At 40.2% G+C, this 14,356-nt stretch carries 16 protein-coding genes; 11 read left to right on the top strand and 5 right to left on the bottom strand.

What is annotated here, in order from left to right; all coding sequences use genetic code 11:
* Positions 1–4: 4 nt before the first annotated feature.
* The 8 genes from map (at position 5) to rplQ (ending at position 4,653) form a co-directional block, all read left to right on the top strand.
* Positions 5–796 carry a type I methionyl aminopeptidase gene (gene map, locus Q0R88_RS15350; RefSeq protein WP_295717619.1) on the top strand — a complete coding sequence of 264 codons (792 nt, stop codon included), beginning with the start codon at positions 5–7 and terminating at the stop codon, positions 794–796.
* A gap of 63 nt (positions 797–859) precedes the next feature.
* Positions 860–1,078: a translation initiation factor IF-1 gene (gene infA / locus Q0R88_RS15345; RefSeq protein ID WP_090643449.1), complete on the top strand. Its 219-nt coding sequence runs from the start codon at positions 860–862 to the stop codon at positions 1,076–1,078.
* 8 nt (positions 1,079–1,086) lie between these two features.
* Complete coding sequence (gene rpmJ, locus Q0R88_RS15340) at positions 1,087–1,203, top strand: 50S ribosomal protein L36 (protein WP_074487407.1); 117 nt, start codon at positions 1,087–1,089, stop codon at positions 1,201–1,203.
* A gap of 91 nt (positions 1,204–1,294) precedes the next feature.
* Entirely contained in the window at positions 1,295–1,672 is a 378-nt protein-coding gene (rpsM, locus tag Q0R88_RS15335; RefSeq protein WP_295717612.1) for a 30S ribosomal protein S13, read from the top strand.
* Positions 1,673–1,802: 130 nt separating this feature from the next.
* On the top strand, positions 1,803–2,192 hold the full coding sequence (gene rpsK, locus Q0R88_RS15330; protein WP_259097382.1) for a 30S ribosomal protein S11: 390 nt from the start codon (positions 1,803–1,805) through the stop codon (positions 2,190–2,192).
* Positions 2,193–2,257: 65 nt separating this feature from the next.
* The gene (rpsD, locus tag Q0R88_RS15325; RefSeq protein WP_295717606.1) at positions 2,258–2,866 is read left to right on the top strand and encodes a 30S ribosomal protein S4; all 609 of its coding nucleotides are present in this window, start codon (positions 2,258–2,260) and stop codon (positions 2,864–2,866) included.
* A 95-nt stretch (positions 2,867–2,961) separates the two neighbouring features.
* The gene (locus Q0R88_RS15320; RefSeq protein WP_295717604.1) at positions 2,962–3,954 is read left to right on the top strand and encodes a DNA-directed RNA polymerase subunit alpha; all 993 of its coding nucleotides are present in this window, start codon (positions 2,962–2,964) and stop codon (positions 3,952–3,954) included.
* 153 nt (positions 3,955–4,107) lie between these two features.
* Positions 4,108–4,653, top strand: coding sequence for a 50S ribosomal protein L17 (gene rplQ / locus Q0R88_RS15315; RefSeq protein WP_295717603.1), 546 nt, complete (start codon positions 4,108–4,110; stop codon positions 4,651–4,653).
* Between the two features lie 190 nt (positions 4,654–4,843).
* Here rplQ and Q0R88_RS15310 read toward each other — a convergent pair whose 3' ends face one another.
* Positions 4,844–5,365, bottom strand: coding sequence for a GNAT family N-acetyltransferase (locus Q0R88_RS15310; protein ID WP_295717602.1), 522 nt, complete (start codon positions 5,363–5,365; stop codon positions 4,844–4,846).
* A 610-nt stretch (positions 5,366–5,975) separates the two neighbouring features.
* Between Q0R88_RS15310 and dnaK the strand changes: the two genes are divergently transcribed.
* Entirely contained in the window at positions 5,976–7,889 is a 1,914-nt protein-coding gene (dnaK, locus tag Q0R88_RS15305) for a molecular chaperone DnaK (RefSeq protein ID WP_295717601.1), read from the top strand.
* Positions 7,890–8,185: 296 nt separating this feature from the next.
* On the opposite strand, the gene tnpA is transcribed toward dnaK, so the two are convergent.
* Complete coding sequence (gene tnpA, locus Q0R88_RS15300) at positions 8,186–8,647, bottom strand: IS200/IS605 family transposase (protein WP_295717599.1); 462 nt, start codon at positions 8,645–8,647, stop codon at positions 8,186–8,188.
* A gap of 180 nt (positions 8,648–8,827) precedes the next feature.
* Between tnpA and Q0R88_RS15295 the strand changes: the two genes are divergently transcribed.
* Positions 8,828–9,847 carry a Gfo/Idh/MocA family oxidoreductase gene (locus Q0R88_RS15295; protein WP_295717598.1) on the top strand — a complete coding sequence of 340 codons (1,020 nt, stop codon included), beginning with the start codon at positions 8,828–8,830 and terminating at the stop codon, positions 9,845–9,847.
* Between the two features lie 42 nt (positions 9,848–9,889).
* The gene (locus Q0R88_RS15290; RefSeq protein ID WP_295717597.1) at positions 9,890–10,378 is read left to right on the top strand and encodes a thioredoxin family protein; all 489 of its coding nucleotides are present in this window, start codon (positions 9,890–9,892) and stop codon (positions 10,376–10,378) included.
* Positions 10,379–10,568: 190 nt separating this feature from the next.
* On the opposite strand, the gene Q0R88_RS15285 is transcribed toward Q0R88_RS15290, so the two are convergent.
* From Q0R88_RS15285 to Q0R88_RS15275, 3 genes are all read right to left on the bottom strand, one after another.
* On the bottom strand, positions 10,569–11,543 hold the full coding sequence (locus Q0R88_RS15285; protein ID WP_295717596.1) for a transglutaminase family protein: 975 nt from the start codon (positions 11,541–11,543) through the stop codon (positions 10,569–10,571).
* Between the two features lie 114 nt (positions 11,544–11,657).
* Positions 11,658–12,593, bottom strand: coding sequence for an alpha-E domain-containing protein (locus Q0R88_RS15280; RefSeq protein ID WP_295717595.1), 936 nt, complete (start codon positions 12,591–12,593; stop codon positions 11,658–11,660).
* Positions 12,594–12,711: 118 nt separating this feature from the next.
* The gene (locus Q0R88_RS15275; RefSeq protein ID WP_295717594.1) at positions 12,712–14,157 is read right to left on the bottom strand and encodes a circularly permuted type 2 ATP-grasp protein; all 1,446 of its coding nucleotides are present in this window, start codon (positions 14,155–14,157) and stop codon (positions 12,712–12,714) included.
* Between the last annotated feature and the right edge of the window lie 199 nt (positions 14,158–14,356).

The raw sequence follows: 14,356 nt of genomic DNA, 5'->3' as shown, positions 1-14,356 counted from the left end.
TAAGATGTCAAAAATCAATTATAAGTCTGTCGAGGAGATAGAACTCATAAGGGAAAGTTCGTTACTCGTATCTAAGACCCTTGGGGAAATAGCTAAGGTTATCGGACCCGGTGTGAGAACTATCGAGCTTGACAAGCTGGCTGAGACTTTTATACGCGATAATGGCGGTATACCTGCTTTTTTAAACTATCACGGCTTCCCATTTTCACTATGCATCTCCCTGAACGATCAGGTGGTGCATGGTTTTCCGGGCAAGCATGTTTTAACCGACGGTGATCTTGTTTCTGTTGACTGCGGTGTTATCTTAAACAAATACTTTGGCGATTCTGCATATACCTTTGCCATTGGCGAGGTATCAGAACAGACTAAGAAGCTCATGCGTGTTACGCAGGAGTGTTTAGACCTGGGCGTTGCAAAAGCTGTTGTAGGTATGCGCATAGGCGATATAGGCTATGCTGTACAGGAACATGCTGAGAAGAATGGCTTTGGTGTTGTTAAAGAGCTTGTAGGGCATGGGGTAGGGCTTCAGTTACATGAAAAACCCGAAGTACCAAACTACGGCAAGCGTGGTGCAGGTACCAAACTGGAAGAAGGTATGGTGATTGCTATTGAACCAATGATTAATGCAGGCCGTGCCGGTGTTAAGTTTTGGGATGATGGGTGGACAGTATCAACTGCAGATAAAAAGGTATCGGCGCATTACGAGCATACAGTTGCTATTGGCAAAGGTAAACCAGACATTTTATCAACGTTTGAATATGTTGATAATGTTTTAAAAGAAAAGAATAATAATTAAATAATTTTTATTAATTTTGCATCCCGGTTTTAGGGCGGATAATTAAGTAATAATCAACAAAATATGGCTAAACAATCTTCGATTGAGCAAGACGGTACAATTAGGGAGGCATTGTCAAATGCAATGTTCAGGGTTGAACTTGAAAATGGTCACGAGATTATTGCACATATTTCTGGCAAGATGCGTATGCACTATATCAAGATTTTACCTGGCGACAGAGTAAAGTTAGAAATGAGTCCGTACGATTTGAGTAAGGGTAGAATAACCTATAGATATAAATAATAAAAGAGATGAAAGTTAGAGCATCCATTAAGAAACGCAGCGCTGATTGCAAGATCATTCGCCGTAACGGGAAACTTTATGTTATTAACAAAAAGAATCCTAAGTACAAACAACGCCAGGGCTAAGAACAATTTTGAATTGGAGAAAGATTGAATTACTGATTTTAAGGAATTCGATAATTCAATGATTCGATAACTCAATAAATAAAAAAGAAATATGGCAAGGATATCAGGTATTGATTTACCAAAAAATAAAAGAGGAGAAATCGGACTTACTTACATTTTCGGTATAGGCCGCTCAACAGCTCAAAAGATTTTGACTGAAGCAGGTATTGATTTTAATACCAAGGTGCAAGACTGGAGCGATGATCAGTTAGCCGCGATTCGTGGAATCATTAACGATCAGATCAAGGTTGAAGGTTCACTTCGTTCAGAAGTTCAATTAAACATTAAGCGTTTAATGGATATAGGTTGCTACCGTGGTACACGTCACCGTAAAGGTTTACCATTACGTGGTCAGCGTACTAAGAACAACTCACGTACCCGTAAAGGAAAACGTAAAACAGTTGCCAACAAAAAGAAGGCTACTAAATAATAATTGATTAGTGGTTGAGAGGTGGTAATTTATTATTGCTTTAAGATCATTAGGAATAAGTTATAAAGAATGGTTACGGGTCCTGGTTATGGTATTAACCAAGTAATTCGTAAAATCAATAATCAAAAAAATGGCTAAAAGTAAAAAAGTTACCAAAAAGCGCATTGTAATTGTGGAGCCGGTTGGCGAAGCACACATCAATGCAACTTTTAACAACATCATTATCACCCTTACCAACAAAACCGGCCAGGCTATTTCATGGTCATCAGCTGGTAAAATGGGCTTTAAGGGTTCAAAAAAGAATACTCCTTACGCTGCAGGTCAAGCTGCCGGCGATTGCGGTAAAGTTGCCTATGATTTAGGTTTACGCAAGGTAGAAGTATTTGTAAAAGGCCCTGGTGCCGGTCGTGAATCAGCTATCCGTACTTTGCAAACTGCAGGTATTGAAGTTACCACGATAAAAGACATTACGCCGCTTCCACACAATGGTTGCCGTCCGTCTAAAAGAAGAAGAGTTTAATTAACAGATTTTAAAGCTAAGATTCTGCAGCGTAAGGTTGCATGATACTTTAAGAACACACAACAATGGCAAGATATACAGGACCAAAGTCCAAAATAGCACGTCGTTTCCGTGAGCCGATCTTCGGTCCGGATAAGGCGTTAGAACGTAAAAACTATCCACCCGGAATGCATGGTGCTTCCAAACGTCGTGGAAAGCAATCAGAATATTCAACCCAGTTAATGGAGAAACAAAAAGTTAAATACACTTACGGTGTATTAGAGCGTCAGTTCGAAAACTTGTTTCACCGTGCATCGGCTAAAGAAGGTATCACAGGCGAAAACTTGCTGAAATTTTTAGAGGCCCGTTTAGATAATGCTGTTTACCGTTTAGGTATATCACCTACACGTTCTGGAGCCCGTCAGCTGGTTAATCACAAACACATTAACGTTAATGGTGCTGTTGTAAACATTGCATCTTACGCGTTAAAAGCAGGTGATGTGATTTCTGTACGTGAAAAATCTAAATCACTTGAAGCTATTACTACATCAGTAGCCGGAAGAAGAATCAACAAATACAGCTGGTTAGAGTGGGATGCAAATGCCTTAACAGGTAAATTCCTTAACTATCCTAACCGCGATGAGATACCTGAAAACATTAAGGAAAATTTAATCGTTGAGTTGTACTCAAAATAATAACGATACTTATCCACGTGATGATTGGCATGTTATGTCAATCATTTTCGTGGTTTAAATCATTTCAATTAGCAAACAATAAATAAAGGATATAAATGGCAATTTTAGCATTTCAAAAACCAGACAAGGTTATCATGCAGAAATCGAATGATTTTGATGGAACGTTTGAATTTCGTCCGTTAGAACCAGGCTTCGGTATAACCATTGGTAATGCTCTACGTCGTATCTTACTTTCATCACTAGAAGGTTATGCAATAACTTCTGTTCGTTTTTCAGGAGTTACGCATGAGTTTTCAACCATCAAAGGTGTTGTTGAAGACGTAACCGAGATCATTTTGAACCTTAAGCAAGTTCGTTTCAAAAAAACAGGTGAATCTGGCGATAACGAGAAAGTATTTGTTATCATAAATGGTCAGGATGAATTTAAAGCTGGTGATATCACTAAATTCTCCAACAACTTTACTGTATTAAATCCTGATCTGATACTTTGCAATATGGATTCATCAGTAACGCTTGAAATTGAGCTTACTGTAGGTAAAGGCCGTGGTTATGTTCCAAGCGAGGAAAATAAAAACCCGGATGCAAATGTTGGTGTTATTGCTATCGATTCTATCTTTACGCCTATAAAAAACGTAAAATATACTATCGAGAACTATCGTGTTGAGCAAAAAACTGATTATGAAAAATTAGTTTTAGATATTGCTACCGATGGATCTATCCATCCTGAAGATGCATTAAAAGAAGCTGCTAAGATCCTTATCCAGCACTTTATGTTATTTAGCGATGAGAACATGATGCTTGAAGCTCAGGCCAAAGAAGAAACCAAAGAAGTTGATGAAGAGATATTACACATGCGTAAGATCCTTAAAACTGAATTGGTTGATCTTGACTTGTCTGTACGTGCATTGAATTGCCTTAAAGCTGCCGATATCCGCAGCCTTGCCGATTTAGTATCGTATGATGTTGCTGATATGTTGAAGTTCAGAAACTTTGGTAAAAAATCATTAACTGAAATTCAGGACCTGGTTAAATCAAAAGGTTTATCTTTTGGTATGAACCTGTCTAAATTTAAGTTAGACGAAGAATAATAAAAAAGAATCAAGAGTTAAGAATCAAGATATAAGAAAATATCCTGATTCTTGACTCTTAATTCTTGAATCTAATAATAAAAATAGCGAAGGCATAATTCCGAAGGCTTGAGTTGATCGCCAGACGGTATGCACGTGAAATAATTAAAAACAATGAGACACGGAAACAAAAACAATCACTTAGGCCGTACTACCAGCCACCGCAAAGCGATGCTGGCCAACATGGCAACTTCGCTTATCTTACACAAGCGCATCACTACAACATTAGCTAAAGCAAAAGTTTTACGCGGTTATGTTGAGCCACTTTTAACAAAATCAAAAAGCGATACTACACACTCTCGTCGTATAGTATTTAGCTACCTGCAGGATAAAGATGCAGTTACTATTCTTTTCCGCGAAATTGCTGAGAAAATAGCAACCCGTCCAGGTGGTTATACTCGTATCATTAAGTTAGAAAACCGTTTAGGTGACAACGCTGAAATGGCAATGATTGAGTTAGTTGATTATAACACCGTTTACGGCGTTGATACTGCAGCTGCGGCTAAAAAATCAACTCGTCGTCGTGGTGCTTCTGCAAAAGCTAAAACTGCTGCACCTGTTGCTGCTGAAGAAGCTGTTGTTGCCGAAGAAGTTAAAGAAGCGCCAGTTGCTGAAACTGAAGCTCCTGCAACTCCGGAAGCAGAAGAAAAAGGAGAATAATTTCATCTACCTTTTAGATATTAAAAAACGCCCTGTTCATTTGAGCAGGGCGTTTTTTTGTGACATAGTTTTTGTCTGAACCGTAATTAAGTAGATTTTCGGATTAAGGGATTTTACCTTTCATTGCGTCTTTCACAATCAAATCCAGGAATCAGCTGAATCTGATTAATCCCGGTGCTGACAAATTGAATTACTTCTCCAACCTATAAGTAAGCAACCCTTCTACGTCTTCCACCTGTTCAAAACCGCATTTATCTAACAAGCGGCACGAAGGCAGGTTATCTGCATAGGTATGCACAATAATGGCTTTTACAAATTGATGCGTGAATGCCCAGGCAATCATTGTTTTTAAAGCTTCTGTCGCGAAGCCTTTGTTGTGATGATTGCCATCAATCATATAGCCAATCTCTGCTTCGCCATTTTCATTTGGGTAGCCTGCAAAGCCCATGCCGCCTACCGAGGTATTTGCACTTTTAAGCACCAGTTCCCAATCTGTATACCATAGATATTTTTCGGGGTGGGCGAGGGTGTTGGGTAGCCAGAAGTTGTCGAGGGCATCTATGATTTCGGCATAGTAAAAGGGTTCGACAAGCATAAATGACGGTGTTAGCCCAATAGAAATTTCCATGAGTGCGCGGTCTTGCCGTAGCAGCAAAAGTTGTTCGTGTGTTAACGACATCAGTTTTAACCGTTCCGATTCGATAAAAAACATTTGATTTGTTTGGAATTAAATAACAATAGTAAACCAGTTCTCTTTTTTAAAGTGAAGGGTAAGCTTTGTATACAAAGCTTTTGTTATGCAATTCCAGGCGTAGTAATAAGCCTGTTTGGAGTATTTGGTAACAGAGGCGTTTTGTTTGTGTAAAGTTAATGAAATTTTAACTTATGAAGATGGGAGTTTTTTGGTGATCGAGAATCAAGCTTATTGATTGAAATTTAACCGACTTCTATTTGAACGTATTTCAGTATATAATAGAATATAAGTAGGCCAGGCAGTTTTAAAGTTAACCTTAATTGTTTTGGCAATGGCCTCCGAGGTCGCTGACTGCTCTTTATGTTTAGGTAGTGCAATTAATGTTTCCACATATAATTTTGCAGCCTTTTAAATAAAATTTAGACTACATTTTTAACTTCTAAACGCAACCTTTCACCCTTAACCTTTCAGCTTTCACCTTAATTTCTGCCAACCTGTCACCACTGGGAATGACTTTTCTGACGCAATAATTGTCATCCTGACCATATGCCCTGCCAAATAGGTATTGGCACAAACGTTGTTAAATAGGTGTTGTAGTAAATTAATAAAATCAAGAAAAAACAATCATATGTCTAAAATAATTGGAATCGACTTAGGAACAACAAACTCCTGCGTGGCTGTAATGGAAGGTAACGAACCTGTAGTTATAGCAAACAGCGAGGGCAAACGTACTACGCCGTCCGTAGTAGCTTTTATAGATAACGGCGAGCGTAAAGTTGGCGATCCTGCAAAACGTCAGGCAATCACTAACCCTACAAAAACCATCTCATCTATCAAACGCTTTATGGGTAACCAGTTTAACGAGGTTACAAGTGAAGCTGCACGTGTACCTTATAATGTAGTTAAAGGTGACAACAACACCCCACGTGTTGAAATTGGCGACCGTAAATATACTCCGCAAGAGATCTCTGCAATGATCCTTCAGAAAATGAAGAAAACTGCTGAAGACTTTTTAGGACATGAAGTTACAGAAGCTGTTATCACTGTACCAGCTTACTTTAACGATGCACAACGTCAGGCCACTAAAGAAGCCGGTGAAATTGCTGGTTTAAAAGTACGTCGTATCATTAACGAACCTACTGCTGCTGCCTTAGCTTATGGCTTTGATAAAGCACACAAGGATATGAAAATTGCAGTTTTTGACTGCGGTGGTGGTACACATGACGTATCAATCCTTGAATTAGGTGATGGCGTTTTTGAAGTAAAATCAACTGATGGTGATACTCACTTAGGTGGTGATGACTTTGACCAGGTAATTATTGACTGGTTGGCTGATGAATTTAAAAGCGATGAAGGTATTGATCTGCGTAAAGATCCAATGGCTTTGCAACGTTTAAAAGAATCTGCCGAAAAAGCTAAAATTGAGTTATCAAGTTCTGCACAAACAGAAATTAACTTACCATACATTACTGCTGCTGATGGCATGCCAAAACACTTGGTTAAAACTTTAACCCGTGCTAAATTTGAGCAATTGGCAGATAGCCTGATCAAACGTACTATTGAGCCTTGCAGAACTGCATTGAAAAATGCTGGTTACAGCACTTCTGATATTGACGAAGTTATCCTTGTAGGTGGTTCTACACGTATCCCTGCAATACAGGAAGCTGTTCAAAAATTCTTTGGTAAAACTCCTTCAAAAGGTGTTAACCCTGATGAAGTTGTTGCAATTGGTGCTGCTATTCAAGGTGGTGTATTAACAGGCGAGGTTAAGGATGTGTTGTTATTGGATGTTACTCCACTTTCATTAGGTATTGAAACTATGGGTGGTGTAATGACAAAATTAATTGAAGCAAACACAACTATCCCAACTAAAAAATCTGAAACTTTCTCAACTGCGTCTGATAGCCAGCCATCTGTAGAGATTCACATATTACAGGGTGAGCGCCCAATGGCTGCGGGTAACCGTACTATAGGTCGTTTCCACCTGGATGGTATTCCACCAGCACCTCGTGGCGTACCACAGGTTGAAGTAACTTTTGATATTGATGCCAACGGTATATTGCATGTATCTGCTAAAGATAAAGCAACCGGTAAAGAGCAAAAAATCCGTATCGAAGCTTCTTCTGGCTTAACTGATGCTGAGATCAAGAAGATGAAGGATGAAGCTGAAGCTAATGCTGAATCAGATAAAAAAGCACGTGAAGAAGTTGAAAAACTGAATGGTGCTGATGCTTTGATCTTCTCAACAGAAAAACAACTGAAAGAGTACGGGGATAAAATTTCTGCCGACAAAAAAGGTCCTATCGAAGCTGGTTTAGCTAAGTTGAAAGAAGCTTATGCTGCTAAAAACTTTGATGCGATAGATGCCGCTCAAACTGAACTGAATGCTGCATGGGCTACTGCATCTGAAGAGATGTACAAAGCTGCAGGCGACGCTCAGCAAGGTGGTCAGCCTGAAGGTAACACAGGAGCAGGTGCGCAGGATCATGGCGATACCGTAACTGATGTTGACTTTGAAGAAGTTAAAGACGAAAAAAACTAAGTTTTAGTTAAATACATTGTAAAGCCCTGCTGGATTATTTCAGCCGGGCTTTTTTTGCTTTAAGGCGGCGAGTAGGAGGCACCTATGGAGCCAAATCGTTGTTCCTTAATTTGCTACAAACACGCGGCTACGCTGTAGCCGGGAAGCTTCGCAGATTATTGAATATTGGTAGTAAGAAAAACGTACCCATTGTATTAATCAGACAAAAGACTCCAGCGGAGTCTCGTGTTTATAGCAAAACAGTCTACCTTTCATTTTTGGCTCCATAGGTGCCTCCTATAAAACGTCATGAAATTCTAATCAATAAATTCAAATACATATCGCTCATCAAATGGAATTTCGAACTTATTTAATAAATCCAAATACTCCTCTTTAAATGTTCGCTTTTGATGATGCTTTTCCTGATTCAAAACATACTTGACGACAGCGTCAATATGGGAATGCGAGTAAGAGAATACCCCATAGCCCTCTTGCCAACTGAATTTTCCTTTCACCCAATTTTTGCTGTTAACAAACTCATTGCTTTCTACTTTGATCTCTTTCACAAAATCAGAGATCAAAATTGTTGGTTTAAATCCGACGAAAATATGAATATGATCGGGCATACAATTAATTGCAAGTAATTTGGCCCGCCTGCTTTGTACTAGTGCTGTTATATATTGATGTAATTCCTCTTTGTTGTTTTTTGTAATCAGACTTTGCCTATCCTTTACGGCAAAAACAAATTGAAGATAAATTTGTGAGAAGGTATTTGCCATCTAAAGTATTATGAAATATTAGTGACCAATTTATATAGGATGAATTGTATTTCAAAGTTTCTTTTCCTTTAAATACTTCCCGTTTTAAAACAAGCTGGTGCCTGTATGGATGGAATGATTTATACTGGCGTCTTACAGAAATAATCTTATTTTTACTTCCAAACTAAAGGCAAAACACCTATGTCAACAAAACCAATAGTAACCGGCCTGATGGCCTACGGCATGTCGGGCAGAATTTTTCATGCTCCATTTTTAACCACTAACCCCGGCTTTACTTTTAAAGCAGTTGTAGAACGTCATGAAAAAAAGGCAGGTAAAATATATCCGGATGTAATTAGCTATAATTCAGTTGATGAACTGCTTAATGATGCTGAAATTGAACTGATCGTAGTTAACACGCCCAACAATACACATTTTGATTATGCCATGCAGGCCCTGAATGCCGGGAAACATGTGCTGATAGAAAAACCCGCGGCGGTAACTTCTGCAGAGGTAAAGGCTTTGTTTGATTTGGGCAGAAAGTTGAATCTTAAAGTAATGATTTATCAGAACCGCAGATATGACAGTGGTTTTCTATCGGTGAAAAAGGTAATTGAAAGCGGGCGTCTTGGTGAGTTAATTGAGGTTCATTTTCGGTTGGACAGGTACCGGATGCCTATTGGTGTAAAACAATTTAAAGAAACCAAAGGTACCCCGGGTAATGGCTTAACGTATGATTTGGGTGCACACCTTGTTGATAACGCGATCAGTATATTTGGCAGGCCATTAAGCTATATAAAAACTACTGCCACTCACCGGCCCGGATCGCAGGTGGATGATTACTTCAATATTCACTTAACCTATCCTAATCAGCTGCATGTTTATTTAACTTCGGGATTACTTATTGCGGAGGCATTGCCTGGTTTTGTGATTCACGGAACATTGGGCAGTTTTGTTAAATTACGCACCGATGTACAGGAAGCCCAATTGGATACAGGCATGATGCCAACCGACGAAGGTTTTGGTATTGAGCCTTTAGGTAGTGAAGGGAAATTGGTGCTGATGGGCGCCGATAATCAGAAAACAGTAGAGTGGTTTCCGTCAGACAAAGGTAATTACAATGGATTATTTGATGCGGTGTATCATACCGTGCGCGAAAACGCGTTATTCCCTGTAACAGAAGAACATATTGCCTGGCAGTTGGAATTGCTGGAGAGTTAAAAATATCGTAACTATGCTTTAATGAAAAATTTTATCAATACAATGAAGAGAATATACTTGTTGCTTTGCCTTATTGTAGCTGCCGGCTGCAGCCAGGCCCAAACCATGCCTGCCAACAGCAAAATTGCACCATATCACATACTGACAACCGACAGCGTTTACGTAACGCCCGCCGACCTGAAAAAGAATAAGCCTGTGATGGTGATCTATTTTTCGCCGGATTGCAGCCATTGTCAACATTTGATGTATGACCTGAAACCACAAATGGATAAGCTCAAAGGGGTACAGATAGTTATGATCACCTTTGTTAATCAGTTAAAAGCTATCCAGGTTTTTCAGCGTGATTTTGACCTGGCCAAATACCACAATATTACCATTGGTACCGAAGGGTACACTTATGTAGTGCAACGATATTATCACGTGCAAACAACGCCATACATTGCCATTTACGACAAAAACGGAAAGTTATTCCAGGCCTTTGATAAAGTGCCAAAAATTCCGGTATTGATGGAGACGATTAAGAAAGTGTAAGCTGAAGATTTGCAGATTTCAGATTTCAAATGTGCAGATGATTTGTTTTGATGTCTGATATCTCCCACGCGTCATTGCGAGGTACGAAGCAATCCCCGATAAGCAGAGCCGCTCTGTAAGTAGGGGATTGCTTCGTGCCTCGCAATGACGTTTTTTGTTTAACACACCTGCACATCTGAAATCTGCACATCTATTGTTGTTGTTGTTGTTGCTGCTGTTGCTGAATGATCTCCATATAGCGCTGGTAGCTATTTTTAGGGATATCGGTTACTTGTTGAAGCGGGGTGTCATAATGTGGTTTATCGTCAATGCAAAACCCGTTCCCATCGTCAACGGTAACAGCTACTTCAAGTTTATGGCCCGATGAGCCTTTATATACACCCTTCACCGGCGAACAATCAGAAAAGTTACGACCAACAGCCAGGCGCACATGGGTTTCATTGGCGACGCAATTATTGGTAGGATCGATACCCAGCCAGCCATAATCCGGGATATAGGCTTCGGCCCAGGCATGTGTAGCGCCTTCTCCACGCATATTACTGCTATGAGTACATATATAGCCGCTCACGTAACGTGCAGGGATCTTTAATAAGCGCAGCATCACCATTAAAATATGCGCGAAATCCTGGCAAACACCGGCTTTTAAATTCCATACCTCATCAAGGGTGGTTTCAACAGTGGTAACGCCTTTTATGTAGTTGAAGTTTTGATAAACATAGCTGCAAAAACGAAGAGCAATCTGGTAGGGGGTATCGTCTTTGTTCCGTTCCCGGTCAACTACAACCTGTAATTCGGGTAAACCTTCAAAATACTCCTGCTTTAAAAAATCAATATAAGGTACCATATATTGAATGTTTTTCAGGTATTCCCATTGTTGCTCGGGGAAGATATCATTTACCGGTAATGGTCGTTGCCTGGTAGTAACACTTAGTTTTGAATTGATGAGCATTACCGAATGCCGTTCGCTGTAAGTAAAGCTGCCCACCTCGTTGCCGTAATAATCAGTATGCGTATCCACAACCGGGTTACCTGTAATTTGCATCTCCTGGTGAATTACATCCTGGTATTCGTCTTTGATGGGGTACAGTATGATCTGGTTGGCACTATCGCGTACCATCCCTTCATAGGTGTATTTGGTTATATGTTGTATTTTAAATTCAGGCATGTTTTCAATTGTTTAATTTGACGATTTGAAAATGAATCAGCTCATCCATTATTAATCCTCAAATTGTTTATTAATCATTTTCAAATTTTCAAATCAGCGAATTTTCAAATTAATTTATGAGTTGGCAAAGTAATATTCATTTAGTGAGTTACCTATGCCATAAAGTTCCGTTCGGATTTGTGTTAAAAACAAATGCAAACCCTCGGCCCGGATGCTCCTTACCGAACTGTATTTGATCCGGCTTTGTAGGCGACCGATCTGGAATGACATCTCGCGGAATGTATCCACGTTGGTATCATTCTTTAACCTATCAAAATAGCGTTGAATGTTATTTACCGAATAGATAACCGAGCGTGGGAAATCATTATTTAAAACAACCTGCTCCAGCACATTCTCTGCCTCAAAGCCCTCCCTGTAGGTTTTGAGGTATAGCTCATATCCGCCTAAAGAAAGTAACAAATGTTTCCAATAAGTGGTATCTGTCAACAGATCGGGATTATCACTTATCGAGCTGAATTTGGTATCCAAAATATCTACCGATTGTATAGCTCGTTCCAGGTATTTACCAATATTCATAAAACTCCGGCCTTCGCCCCGTTCCATCGTTATCTCAACCGTGCCGTAATAAAGCATCACCTGCTTTATTAATACGTCAAGTACGCCAATAGGGTCCTCGCGCTGTAGGGAGCGCTCCAGGCGCGAATCTTTCACGGTATGGTAATACTCGTTAAGGCATTGCCATAGGTCCTTGGTGATGTGTTCCTGTACGCCACGAGCATTTTCGCGGGCCAGCGTTATAATGCTGAGGATCGAGTTAGGGTTGTTTTTACCCGTAACCATGTATTTTAAAACCGCACGGCTGTCATTATCCAGCTTGTCGGCCTCATCTTCATTCACCCCGGCAAATATCCTGATCACCGGCTCCCAGGTAAACTCCTGGATGGTATCCTGCGATGAGGCATAATTAATTTTGAGCATCCGCAGCATACCATCGCTGCGCTCAATGTAGCGGCTTAACCAATAAAAACTTGCTGCAACTCTGCTTAACATATTAGCCCCCTAACCCCCTAAAGGGGGGATTTTTTTGATTTGTATAATTTATAAAGTTCATTTTCAGGTTTGCTTTTAGCCTCCTGCACATTTACTCCCCCTTTAGGGGGCCGGGGGGCTACGCCAATACCCATGTATCCTTACTGCCACCGCCCTGCGAGCTGTTTACTACCAGTGAGCCTTCTTTTAAGGCAACACGGGTTAATCCGCCGGGCACTATTTCTATGCCATCCGGGCCATATAATGCATAGGGGCGCAGATCAATACGGCGGGGTGTTAGTGAACCCTGCATATAACATGGCGCCGATGACAGGCTAATAGTTGGCTGCGCTATAAAGTTACGGGGATCTTTCAGGATCTCTTTTTTATAATCGTCAATCTCCTGCTCAGATGCCGCGTGCCCCATCAACATGCCGTAGCCACCACTGCCATTGGTTTTTTTAACCACCATTTTATTGAGGTTTTTAAACACATAGTCGCGCTCATCGCGGTTGCCTAATTGGTGGGTGGGTACGTTTTTTAGTATCGGTTCTTCGTTCAGGTAATAACGGATCATATCGGGCACATAAACATATACCGCCTTATCATCGGCAACCCCGGTGCCTATAGCGTTTACAATGGCGACATTACCTTTACGATAAGCGCCCATAATACCGGCAACACCCAGCATGCTTGCCGGGTTAAACACCAGCGGATCTAAATATTCATCATCAACCCTGCGGTATATTACATCAACCTGTTGCAAGCCTGTAGTGGTTTTCATATAAACCTTGTGGTTATTCACCACCAGGTCGCGCCCCTCAACCAGTTCAACGCCCATTAAACGGGCAAGAGTGGTATGCTCAAAATAAGCGGAATTATAAATCCCCGGACTCAGCAATACAATGGTGGGGTTGGAGATTTGCCTGGGCGATAATGCCAGCAGGTTTTTATACAATATGGTTGGATATTCCGTCACGCTCCTTACCCCGCATTGCGGCAGCAGATCAGGGAATAGGCGCTTGGTTATCTCCCGGTTCTCCAGCATATAACTTACACCCGATGGGGTGCGCAGGTTATCCTCGAGTACGTAAAAGGTACCGTCTTCATCGCGGATCAGGTCGATGCCCGAAATATGTACATAAATATCATACGGCACTTTCAACTGGTACATCTCGCGCAAAAAATGCGGGCACGAATATATGATATCAATAGGTACGATGCCGTCCTTTACAATAAACTGGTTATGGTATATATCTTTCAGGAAAAGATTAAGCGCAGTAAGGCGCTGCTTAATACCACGTTCAACAAAGGCCCACTCACTGGCGGTAATAATGCGGGGGATGATATCAAACGGAAATATTTTTTCGATGCCTTCGTTGCTTGAATATACTGTAAAAGTGATGCCTTGACTCATGAACAATTGTTTCGAAAGTTCTTCTTTATTGTTCAATACTGCTTCTGGAAGTTGGCTCAAAAAATCAAATATGCCTTTATATTGTTCGCGAACATTTGTGTTGGAATACATTTCATCCCAAACTTTTTGCTCTACTAAATAGCTATTAAAAATTTGATTAGCACTCATACATTTAAGCTTTGAGTAAAAATAATAATTTTAATGACAAACAAAAAACGAATATTCTATTGTAAAAAAATATTCAATGCTTTTTGAGCTTGAAGATGCAACATGTCTAAACCATTTTTAACTGTAGCTCCTTGTTCTTTACATTTTTTAAGAAATAAGGTTTCCTCTGGCAGATAAATTAAATCAAACGCAATGTGAT

It is taken from the genome of Mucilaginibacter sp. (genome assembly GCF_025362475.1).
Lineage (GTDB): Bacteria > Bacteroidota > Bacteroidia > Sphingobacteriales > Sphingobacteriaceae > Mucilaginibacter.
Note: the sequence above shows the minus strand (reverse complement) of the source record. Positions and strands in the feature narration are given on the sequence as shown.